General features: G+C 41.3%; 6 protein-coding genes. 3 read left to right on the forward strand and 3 right to left on the reverse strand.

The features are described 5' to 3' along the window. Nucleotides 1-330 precede the first annotated feature (330 nt). On the reverse strand, nt 331-1,092 hold the full coding sequence (locus AQF98_RS21680) for a DeoR/GlpR family DNA-binding transcription regulator (protein WP_055134071.1): 762 nt from the start codon (nt 1,090-1,092) through the stop codon (nt 331-333). A gap of 111 nt (nt 1,093-1,203) precedes the next feature. Here AQF98_RS21680 and AQF98_RS21685 point away from each other — a divergent pair, with 111 nt between their 5' ends. Then, nucleotides 1,204-1,896 carry an HAD family phosphatase gene (locus AQF98_RS21685; protein ID WP_055134072.1) on the forward strand — a complete coding sequence of 231 codons (693 nt, stop codon included), beginning with the start codon at nt 1,204-1,206 and terminating at the stop codon, nt 1,894-1,896. Between the two features lie 113 nt (nt 1,897-2,009). Further along, nucleotides 2,010-4,937 carry a DEAD/DEAH box helicase gene (locus AQF98_RS21690; protein ID WP_055134073.1) on the forward strand — a complete coding sequence of 976 codons (2,928 nt, stop codon included), beginning with the start codon at nt 2,010-2,012 and terminating at the stop codon, nt 4,935-4,937. A gap of 96 nt (nt 4,938-5,033) precedes the next feature. Here AQF98_RS21690 and AQF98_RS21695 read toward each other — a convergent pair whose 3' ends face one another. Both AQF98_RS21695 and AQF98_RS21700 read right to left on the reverse strand, forming a co-directional pair. Continuing rightward, complete coding sequence (locus AQF98_RS21695) at nt 5,034-6,371, reverse strand: TldD/PmbA family protein (RefSeq protein WP_055134074.1); 1,338 nt, start codon at nt 6,369-6,371, stop codon at nt 5,034-5,036. 8 nt (nt 6,372-6,379) lie between these two features. Continuing rightward, nucleotides 6,380-8,017, reverse strand: coding sequence for a TldD/PmbA family protein (locus tag AQF98_RS21700; protein ID WP_055134075.1), 1,638 nt, complete (start codon nt 8,015-8,017; stop codon nt 6,380-6,382). 671 nt (nt 8,018-8,688) lie between these two features. Between AQF98_RS21700 and AQF98_RS21705 the strand changes: the two genes are divergently transcribed. Further along, nucleotides 8,689-12,038 (forward strand): SprB repeat-containing protein (locus AQF98_RS21705; RefSeq protein ID WP_200911945.1); only part of this gene is annotated, 3,350 nt, incomplete at its 3' end.

The following is a 12,038-nucleotide window of genomic DNA, read 5'->3' on the forward strand; positions in this document are numbered from 1 at the left end:
TAAATTTTTGATTTCAAAAAATAAAATGTGATGAAAGGCATAAAAAATGTGATGAAAGCAGCTAAAATTTATTTTAGTTTAATGCTTTTGGATTATGCAACTTATCTGTTTGATAGGGGCAAATAGAACAAGATAGCGATGGATTTTATCATCCCCCTAAGAAATTTAATTCGCTAAATAATTATATATCAATAGAATACTATTCTTGATCAAGATTCAGTATAACCAAACTCCTAATCAAAGAGCTGGTATATATTAATGACTAATGGTTAAGAATGAATTGTCATCCTGAGCCTATAGAAGGATAGTTGAAAAAAATAAGCTGACGTTTTATCGCACGTCTATGCCCATATTTTTCAGGCCGATCGTAAGATTTTCCTGGTCGTCGGTGGCATCGGTAAGCAACATGTCCAAATCAGTAACTGGACAGATGTAAAAAGCTTCGGCCGTATTTATCTTATTTAAAGTAGCCAATCCTATAATTCGTTTGGCTGTTTTAACCATTGTTTTTTTCATCAAGGCATCTTCATACTGTCTAGTGGTGATACCAACCGTAGGGTGGATGGCATAGATAGAAAGGAAACAGATATCGGCTCTGATGTTTTCGAAAGCTTGCATGGTGTCAGGTCCTGAAGTATTGAAGCCAAATTTAGATAAACGACCACCTGCAAAAATAACCTCTACATTAGGGTGGTCTTCCAATACGTTTGCTACAGGAAAGCTATTGGTCACTATTGTGATCTGTAGTTCTTTTGGGAGGTTCATGGCAATGGCCAAGGTTGAAGTTCCGCCATCAAAAAGCACTACTTGACCATCTTTTAACTGAGAAATGGCCTTCATGGCAATTTGTTGCTTGCCACTTACATCGTATTTTTCGCGATCGCGGAAATGGAGTGGAATAGGCGAATGTGCAATTGCCCCACCTCGGGTAGCTTTCAATAAGCCCTGATCTGCCATTTCCTTAATGTCTCTTCTAATGGTGTCTGTAGATACCGAGAGCTTTTGGCTCAACGATTTCAGGTCTACCTTACCCACTTCAGAGATGTGGTTCAAAATCAATTGTTGGCGTTCTTCCTTGCTTAAGCTTTGCATACTTTGCAATATTAATAAAAATAATTGCAAATATATTGCAATATTTCTGCCAATTTATGCTATTTTTGTGGCTGTATATTGCAAATTGTTGCAATATTAAACTTCACACACATGAATACTAACCCTCAAATCGCTGTAATTTTTGATATGGACGGCGTAATTGTAGATAGCAATCCTTTAATTACCGCCACTTGGAAGGACTTTTTTGCAACACATGGCATTGAATTGAGCGATGATCAGCTCAACCACTATGTTTTTGGTAGAATGGGCAAGGATACTTTGCGTTTGGTTTTTGGCGAAGACTTAACCGAACCTCAAATTGCAGCACACCTTAAAAAGGTAGAAGAAGGTGTTTGGGAAAAATATCAACAACAAGGCTTAATCGTTCCAGGTTTTAAAGCTTTTGTAGAACAATTATTAGCAGCAGGCATCAAGATTGCCATTGCTACATCGTCACCAAGTGAGAATGTTAAAGTGGTAATGGAAATGGCCGGAACAACTTCGCTTTTTACCACGATAACCGATGCTGGACAAGTACAACATTCAAAACCGCACCCAGAAATTTACTTAAAAACTGCTGTCAAATTAGGCATTGATGTAACGAACTGTGTGGTGTTTGAAGATTCATTTTCTGGCATTCAATCGGCGACAAGTGCGGGCATGCATGTAATTGGGGTAACTACTACACATAGCCCCGAAGAATTAGCCCCACTAACAGCTACTACCGTACCCAATTTTACCAACATAAATGTAGAACAGATCAGGATGATTGTACAACAATCAGAAACATTTACAGTCAACTAGCTGAGCATAAATAAAATCGGTGTCTTTGTTTAATTTGTATCTAGTAATTGCTTAACCAGTCTTTTTTATCGAAATGATTTGATTTATCTTTAGCACTTGATCAACACACAGAGATGAAGGAAAATGATGAGTACGCTAAAGAGAAGCTCGACTACGGGAAACTTGCGCCAATTTTAAAGGCCGATAAGACTGCTGGCTTGCCTTTAGCGGGTCATCAATCTACAAAAATGGTGTTGGTTTTTAGCCGACACCGTTATTACAGGCATTTGGTAGTAGAGTTGGCCACAGCAGGCCTGAGCCAAAATGGTAAACTTAAAAATCCACTTGTCTTTCTTGATCCGCTAGAACTGGTATGGAAAACTGAGCAACAGGAAGAATTGAAATTTTATACTGGTGTACTGCAGTTCAAGAACAACTACAATGAAGGCAAGGCAGCCTCAGATTTGGATGCGCTAAAAGCCATTGTACGCAATCCGTTAAACCTCGATTTTTATGTGCACGATGAGCAGGTATCTTCAACTGTAAATGCGGCTTCTGTTGTATTGACTAAAATTTCGGTATTGAAACCGGATTTGGAATTGAGTGTAGATGAAAGAGATGATAGTTTTGCCATTTCGGGCTTGCTCCATTTAGCAGGTAAAACCTACGCTATGGAAGACATTGAGTTGCGTTACCATTATTTTGTAAAGGCTAGCAATCAACTGTACCTGATCAATAATACTTATTTTTTAAGTGTCATTGAATTTTTCAAACAACATCAAAATAACCTTGTTATTGAGCGAACGGCATACGAAGATTTTCAGCAGAACATTTTGTCGGTACTGGAAGAAAAGATCAAAATCAACTATGCTTATCTGAAACGGGCCACAAAAAAGCAAATTATAGAACAGGGTTTTGATTTAGATAATGAGCAATTGATTTACCTATCAGAATCGGAAGATTTTGTATTGCTTACCCCTGTAATGCGATATGGTGGTCTTGAAATCCCTGTCATTTCTCAAAAGCAGATCCAATCGAAAGATAAACGGGGCAAATTATTTACGCTCGATCGTGATCATGAGCGGGAACTTCAATTCATTACCAACATTGCAAAGATGCATCCTTATTTTACGGAACAGACGGTTGAATTTGCCGATCAACGACATGCAGATTGTTTTTACATGCACCGTAAACATTTTTTAGAGCCAGGTTGGTTTTTGGATGCATTTGAAGCATGGCGAAGTAAGGGTATAGCGATTTTGGGTTTCAATGAGTTAAAAAACAATAAATTAAGTCAGTATAAGGCTGAAATAGCCATTAACGTTATTAGTGGTATCGATTGGTTTGAAACGGCCATCAAGGTCAAATTCAATAAACAGTCGGTTTCGCTCAAACACTTACATAAATCGATCAGGAACAAGAGCAAGTTTGTGCAATTGGACGATGGAACCATGGGGATGATACCAGACGAATGGTTGGAAAAGTTTGAAGGTTATTTTGGAGCTGGAGAAATTGTAGGGGAGACCTTGCATACGCCAAATATCAATTATGCAACGGTTGAAGAATTATACGAAGAAGAACTGCTAGATGGTAAAACCAAGCAACGTTTGGCCTTGTATCGCTCTAAGTTAGCCGCTTTCGAAACCATTGCCGATGTTCCTGTGCCTAAAGAGCTGAATGCTACTTTGAGGGGCTATCAACAAGAAGGACTAAACTGGCTAAACTTTTTAGATGGTTTCAATTTTGGGGGCTGTTTGGCCGACGATATGGGCTTGGGTAAAACCATCCAAGTATTGGCTTTTATCCTGTCGCAAAGAGAAAAAGTAGGGCAGCAAACCAATTTGGTGGTGGTACCAGCATCATTGGTATTCAATTGGCAGCAAGAGATTAAAAAGTTTGCACCAACGTTAAAATTAAAAACGATCTATGGTGCCGAACGGGCCAAGATTGTTGCAGGGTTTGATCAATATGAAGTGATTTTGACTTCTTATGGAACTTTGTTATCAGACATTAGATGGCTCAAAGACTATAGGTTCAACTATATTTTCCTCGATGAATCGCAAACCATTAAAAACCCAGATTCGCAACGCTATAAAGCAGTTCGCTTATTGCAATCGCGCAACAAGGTAGTGATGACAGGTACACCCATAGAAAACAATACTTTTGACCTTTACGGACAGCTTTCTTTTGCCTGCTCTGGTTTATTGGGCAATAGGGAGCAATTTAAACGATTGTATTCGGTGCCGATAGATCAGTTTAAAGATTCGAGGCGTGCTGCCGAATTACAAAAACGGATCAATCCTTTTGTGCTCAGACGTACCAAAGAGCAGGTAGCCAGCGAGCTTCCAGATAAGACCGAGATGGTGATCTATTGCGAAATGGGTACACAACAACGTGAAATCTATGAAAGTTGTCGCAACGAGATCAGAGATTATTTGATGGGCACCGCCGAGGATGAACTGACCAAAAGCAGTATGCATGTGTTACAAGGCATTACCAAATTAAGGCAGATCTGTAATTCTCCTGCCATATTGGGCAATGAAAAGTATTATGGAGATGCTTCGGCAAAGATGGATGTATTGATGGAACAGATCGAAAATAAAGCGCCTTATCATAAAATTTTGGTCTTCTCGCAGTTTGTAAGCATGTTGGAGCTGATTAAAGCAGAATTGGAACAACGAAATATTGAGTTTGCTTACCTTACTGGTCAGACCAAAAATCGAGAAGCTGTAGTAGATTCTTTCCAAAAGGGCGAAAACATCAGAGTATTTCTGATCAGTCTCAAGGCTGGAGGAGTAGGTTTGAACTTAACCCAGGCAGACTATGTGTACTTGATCGATCCATGGTGGAACCCAGCGGTAGAGAACCAGGCCATAGATCGGGCTTACCGAATTGGACAGCACCAAAATGTAATGGCGGTGCGTTTAATCTGTCCTGATACCATTGAAGAAAAGATCATGCAGTTACAAGAAACCAAGAAGGACTTGGCCAGTGATTTAATTAAAACAGAAGATTCGATTTTTAAATCTTTAACCAAAAAAGACCTATTGGAGCTGATATAACGTTTGATTAAAACTATTTTAAAATATAAGCAATTGAAAAGGGTCTGAATCATTAATGATTCAGACCCTTTTTTGTTGTCTATTTATAAGAATTGACTATATCGCATCAGATAAAGACGTAAAAGTAAAGTCTTTTATTTTTAACGGAGGCAATAAATAGTTGGCATTCGATTCGGCACTTACCGTTCTTTCTACTTTACCCATCTCTTCTAAGTTGTTTAACATGATGATTGGGCTTTCATTGAAACGGAAGTTTTTTACCGGGAATTTGATTTCGCCATTTTCAATATAAAAAGTACCATCTCTGGTTAAGCCAGTAAGTAATATGGTTTGTGGATCTACCGAACGGATGTACCATAAACGGGTAACCAATATTCCTCTTTCTGTTCCTTTGATCAGCTCTTCCAATGATTTGGTGCCGCCTTGCATAATCATGCCATCAGGGCTTGGAATAGATTTGATCCCTGTTTTCTGAGCCCAATATCTTGAGCTGTAAAGGTTTTTGATGATCCCTTTTTCAATCCAATTGACCTTTTGTTGTGCTCTTCCATCACCAGACCAAGTTGAGGTAGGTAATTCTGGGTTCCAAGGATCTGAATAAATATTTACCCTTTCATCCAATAATTGTTCGCCCAGTTTGGTTTTTCCCCCTGGTTTACTCATGAAACTACGGCCTTCATCTGCTTGTCTAGCATCTAGTCCGAAGAAAAGATTTTCTAACATTACGGCTACGGCCGTTGGTTCTAGAATAACGGTATACTTGCCGGGTTCTATGGCTTTAGCTTCTACAGAAGAAAGCGCTTTTTTAGCCGCAATGGCTGTGGCTGTTTTGGCATTGAGCTTGCTAAAATCGGTATAACCTTTGGTGGCATAACCAGATCCTTTAGAATCTTCTGTTCTTACGGTAATGTTAAAAGCTACATCTGTTGAGGCATTATAGGCAAAAAGTCCTTTACTGTTCATCATTGCTGAGCAGCCAGCGCTATTGGATAAAAATCCGGCAGCATTCAGTTTGTTGTCCATAGCTTGTTTTAAGCTGTCTTGAACTGCATCTGCTCTTTGTTTCGGTGTTACTGCTGCGGTTGCTTCAGAATAAGTAGGCGAGTCTGTCCCATATTCCTGAGGGCCGAGAAAAGGCATAAATTCAGGGTTTTCTGGTGCCAGTTGCGCCAGTTCTTCCGATCTGCGAACTACTTTTTCTAAAGAGGCATCATCAAATTCGTTAATGGTAGCGATACCTAATTTCTTGCCAAAGGCAGAGCTCACCACCAAACTATTGGTGCTAATTCCGCCACTGGTTGATACCGAATTTCTGGCATACCTGATGTTACCACTATCTGAGCTACTCAGGTTGACCTCGCATTGTTCTGCTTTGGAATAAGCAAGCACTTTAGTTAATAGTGCTTTGGCTTCCGTTTTGGTTAGTATTGGCATAATTTCTATCAGATTTTTCTAGCGGTGTTAATGACATTCACTTTATTAAAACGTGCAGTAGCAGAGCCATGAGATACGGCACTCGACTGACTTGGCTGACCTTTACCATCAAAGAATGAACCACCTAGGCGGTAATCGCTCTGATCGCAAATGGCTGTACACGAATTCCAAAATTCTTGGGTGTTGGCTTGATAGGCTACATCTTTAAGCATGCCCACTATTTTGCCATCTTTTATTTCGTAATACAGCTGACCACCAAATTGGAAATTGTAACGTTGCTGATCGATAGAGAAAGAACCATCGCCAACAATATAAATTCCCTTTTCTACATTTTTAATCTGGTCTGCAATGGTCAGTGGCTTTTTACCTGGCTGTAGAGAAATGTTGGCCATTCGTTGAAACTGTACACTGCTCCAATTATCGGCATAACAACAACCTTGTGATTCTTTAAGACCTACAATATGCGCCTGATCACGAATAGCCTGATAATTGACTAAGATACCATCTTTAATGACATCCCATTTGCCACATTTCACACCTTCGTCATCGTAGCCTACTGCACCTAAAGAACCTACTTCGGTTTTATCAGCTGTAATGTTTACTTCTTTACTGCCATAATTGAATTTTTTAGATTCCCATTTATCCAGAGTTAAGAAACTAGTGCCCGCAAAGTTGGCTTCGTAACCCAATACACGGTCTAACTCTGTAGGATGCCCGCAAGATTCGTGAATGGTTAACCACAGGTGGGAAGGATCTAAAACCAAGTCGTATTTACCCGGTTCAACAGATTTTGCCTTCATTTTTTCACCTACTTGTCTGGCACCTTGTTTGGCATCTTCCAACATATCGTATCTGCCTTTGTAAAGTGTTCCAGAAGCAGTTTGTATCTTGTCTTGTGGTCTGGCATCTAAATATTCATAACCTTTGCCACTTGGTGCACTTAAGGCATTTCTGGTTTCGAACTTGCCGGTTTCCTTATCAATTTTGGTGATGAAGAAGGTTGGCCAAATGCGGTGGATATCTTGATCGATATAAGAGTTATCTGTTGAAGCAAAATATTTCTGCTCATTTACCATAAATAGGATAGAGTTGACATAGTCTGCTCCACCTTTCATGGCGGCATCATTTACAGAAAGTAACAAGTCTACCTTTTCTTTAATCGGCACTTCAAACGAGTTTTTCTCGATAGGGGCTTTCCAGCTTACTTCTCCATAGCCTTTTTGTGGTGCCAGTTGTACAGGTTCCCTTAATAGGCGAGCGTTTTCTTTGGCAATAGCTACTGCTAAAGCTGCGGCTTTGGCAATGCTATCTTTATCCATCTTATCGGTGGCGGCAAAACCCCAGCTGCCATTGGCAATTACTCGGATACCGATACCATACGATTCTGTATTGACAATATTCTCAACCTTATCTTCCCTGGTTACCACAAACTGGTTGAGATACCTGCCAACACGAACGTCTGTGTAGGTTGCACCTTTTGATTTTGCCGCATTTAAGGCAACATCACACATGATTTTTTTTGCAGCAGGATCGATATATTCCAATGCCCGCTCTAGGGGAATTTCGTTTCCCAGAACCGGAATGGCTGGAAGCATTGCAGCGGCAGCTCCAACTCCGGTTAAATAAATAAAATTTCTACGTTTCACAAGTTGGTTTTAGGTTAAATATTTTTCAATATAAGGATTTTAATGAATGAAATAAAATGCACAAATGATAGATTTGAATCAATGATGTTAAACTTCCAAATTTCAAAGATTTTGTAGGGTTGGTAAGTTTATAAATTATATCATTAATTGTTCTAATGGTGTTCTGTATAACTTATTTTGATCATTTTTAATGCTATTCACAGTTATAATACAGGTAAAGTTTTTTATCAACCTGCTATCAGGTTTATGAAATAGTGTATGATTTAAAGTTTACACATAGATAGTACTGAAAATACCGGTGTTAGGAGCGGATTTGTTGAATCAGTTAGTGGTTTTTTTAATCAATAGTTAAATATTTATTGCTAATATTAAAACTAATGGTTACGTTTGAGTACGATTATTAATTTTTTAGTTGATAATTGTTAAATATCTATTTTCTTATTAACACTCTCTCCAGATGAAAAAAATCTTTCCAAAGCTCTTTTCCGCAATATAGGTTCGGTTTTTTTGTTTTTCGAAGCTGAACTTCGGAGAATAATGTTTAAAACCCAGCCTTTATCTGTCCTAGTGGTAATTCTTTCAGCGTTGATTTTGCTATTGTAGCCTGAAAAACGATTGCTTGAGTTGCCAATTCCAATTCTTATTTTTTATTTACCCTTTCTATCTTCAAGATGAAAAAAACATCTCTCAGAATCTTTTTGACATTATTGCTATGCTCCTTTTTTTGTTTTTCTGGTCTCAAAAGTTTTGGCCAGTTAACTGCAGGGGATTTTGCTATTGTAGGCTTTAATGGAAATGCTGCAACCGTCAATCTGGCTATTGCGGCTTTAAAACAAATCCCTTCTGGTACGGTACTCAAGATTACCGATCGGGGCTGGGATCAAAGTGCATTGGTTGCTAATGGGTCTGATGGACTTATTACTTGGACCACTACGAGCGACATTACTGCAGGAACTGTGTTCAATATTTCAATAACAGGTGGTGCTGTACCAACAGCAACGGGTTTGGAAAGTGCTGGAACTGTAACAGCAACAGGTTGGACCACAGGAACGGTGGTGGCAGGAGGTGGAGATAACTGGTTTCTCTATACCGGTGATGACTCAACACCTAATTTTATTTATGGATTTGCCAACTGGTCTACTGCTTTACCTGGCACCAATGCGCCCGACCCAACCACTGGTTGGCAAGCAGCAGGGACAGTATCTGCAGCTGTTTCTTATCTGCCATCGGCGCTTGCAGCAGGAGATTTTTATATTGCATTGACGATTGCCGGAACACCTCCAACAGGTTATCACGGCGATTATAACAATTATGCAGGAACATTTGTTGGAACAAAAACTTCTCTACTTGCGGCAATCAAAACAAAATCAAATTGGGTAACTACCGAATTATTGGCCAATAAGAAATCGCTGAGTCCGGGTGGGGCAGCTTTTCCAGGTACTAACCCAATATTTAAAATGGGTGCAAATGTCAATAGTGTAATGGCTTCTAATGTAAATGGCGCTTATAAAACAGGAAATGTCATTGATATTAATGTTACCTTTTCTGGAGTGGTTAACGTAACAGGAACCCCTACACTGAGCTTAAATACAGGTGGAACGGCTAATTATACTGGTGGAACAGGAACGACTACACTTACTTTTAGTTATACCGTAATTGCTGGACACAATACTGCTGATTTGGATTATTCAGCTACCACTGCATTAGGGGTCAATGGAGGAACAATTAAAGATGCGACAAGCACCGATGCTACTTTAACACTTCCAGCCCCAGGAGCAGCAAACTCTTTGGGTAATAATAAAAATATTGTAATTGATACTACTTTACCAACGATTTCTTCTGTTAATTCTACATCGACCAATGGTACTTATATTATTGGAAATACCATACCGATTACCATCAACCTTTCTGAGGCTGTAACCGTTACAGGAACTCCAACACTGAGTTTAAACTCGGGCGGAACTGCAAGTTATAGCAGTGGTTCAGGATCAAGTGCGTTGGTGTTTAATTACACTATAGCTACCGGACAAGATATTGCCGATTTGGATCAGGCCAGTACAAGTGCCTTAAGCTTAAATGGAGGAACCATTAAAGATGCAGCAGGCAATGATGCAACTTTAACCTTAGCTGCACCTGGAGCAACAGGCTCTTTAGGTGCCAACAAAGATTTAGTAATCAATACTACTGCACCAACAATATTGAGTATCAATAGAGTAGGTTCAGCAACTACAAATAGTACATCAGTAGATTTTGTGGTCACTTTCTCAGAAAACGTAAGTGGGGTTGATATGTCAGATTTTACCATTACATCTACCGGAATTACAAGTCCTTCGGTAACCGCTGTCTCTGGTAGCAATACGACAAGGACTGTCACCGTAAATACGGGGACGGGAGATGGAATGTTAAGATTAGATCTCAAAAGTACAGGGACGAACATTAAAAATACAATTGGCAATGAAATCCAAGGGGGATATACTGCCGGACAGGTTTATACCATTAACAAAAGTCTGCTCCCATTAGTGGCTACAGCTGGTACTGTATTTAATGTAAGTTGTAATGGTGGTAATAATGGTTCTGCCACAGTAAACGTAAGTGGCGGTACAACTCCATATACTTATTCATGGGCACCAAGTGGTGGCACTGCGGCTACAGCCACAGGCCTAGCAGCAGGTACCTACACCGTAACGGTTACTGATAATGCCATGGTTACCACTACCCAGAGCTTTACCATTACCGAACCAATAGCTCCTCTTTCTGCTACCACAAGTGTGGGGGCGGTGAGCTGTAACGGTGGCGCCAATGGTAATGCAACAATCAATGCGACCGGCGGTACAGCACCTTATACCTACCTATGGAGTAATGGTGCAACATCAAAAACCATTTTCGGCCTACAGGCTGGTCACTATACCTATACAGTTACCGATGCCAATGGTTGTAGCAGGAGCTATAATGGGGCACCATCTACGCCAAGTGGGGGAGCGGTGGTTACTCAACCTTCAGCACTTTCAGCTGCTAGCGGTGGTGGCAGTACCAATGTGAGCTGTTTTGGTGGAAGCAATGGTACAGCTACTGTTGCGCCAACTGGCGGAACAGCTCCTTATACCTATTCATGGTCACCAGCTGGCGGTACAGCAGCTACGGCTTCAGGGCTAAGCTCTGGCAGCTATACGGTTACCGTTACCGATGCCAACGCCTGCCAGACCACGCGCACCTTTGTGCTTAGCCAGCCATCTGCAATACTAGCGGCCACAACCAGCGTGGTAACTGTGAGCTGTAACGGTGGGAGCAATGGCTCTGCCACGATCAATGCCACTGGTGGTACCGCTCCCTATACCTATCTATGGAGCAATGGAGCTACGACACAGACCATTAGCGGGCTAATGGCCGGGCACTATACCTATACCGTTACCGATGCCAATGGCTGCAGCAAGGCCTATAATGGAGCCCTTAACAGTCCAACTCAGGGAGCTGTGGTTACCCAGCCGAGTGCACTGAACACTTCGATCAGCAAGGTCGATGTGAGCTGTTTTGGGGGCAGCAACGGTATTGCGGCGCTCAGTGTGAGCGGAGGTACGGGTCCCTATACCTATTCCTGGTCACCAAACGTAAGCAGCTCTGCAGTGGCCGTTGGCCTAACCGCAGGCAGTTACATTGTGACCGCTACGGATAACAAAGGTTGTACAGTCCAGCGTACAATCGTTGTGGGCCAGCCGGCTTCTGCGGTATCGGCGAGCATCACTTCACAAACGAACAATAGCATCTTTGGCGGCTCTACCGGAGCGGCCACGGTTTCAGCCACTGGTGGTACACCGGGTTATACCTATTCATGGGCACCAAGTGGGGGCACAGCAGCTACGGCCTCTGGCCTTACGGCAGGCACCTATACGGTGACCATCGAGGATGTCAGGGGCTGTACCACTACCCAGAGCGTTACCATTACCGAGCCACCGGCACTGGTGCTGGCAGCGGGCACCACGGTAAACATCCTGTGCAACGGCAGCGCTACGGGCTCGGCTACGGT

Source organism: Pedobacter sp. Hv1, assembly GCF_001412215.1.
Taxonomy (GTDB): Bacteria; Bacteroidota; Bacteroidia; order Sphingobacteriales; family Sphingobacteriaceae; genus Pedobacter.

What these genes read in the sequence shown, in the direction of transcription:
- AQF98_RS21680 (WP_055134071.1), bottom strand. Translation starts at nt 1,092, where the DNA reads ATGCAAAGCTTAAGCAAGGAAGAACGCCAACAATTGATTTTGAACCAC.
- AQF98_RS21685 (WP_055134072.1), top strand. Translation starts at nt 1,204, where the DNA reads ATGAATACTAACCCTCAAATCGCTGTAATTTTTGATATGGACGGCGTA.
- AQF98_RS21695 (WP_055134074.1), bottom strand. Translation starts at nt 6,371, where the DNA reads ATGCCAATACTAACCAAAACGGAAGCCAAAGCACTATTAACTAAAGTG.
- AQF98_RS21690 (WP_055134073.1), top strand. Translation starts at nt 2,010, where the DNA reads ATGAAGGAAAATGATGAGTACGCTAAAGAGAAGCTCGACTACGGGAAA.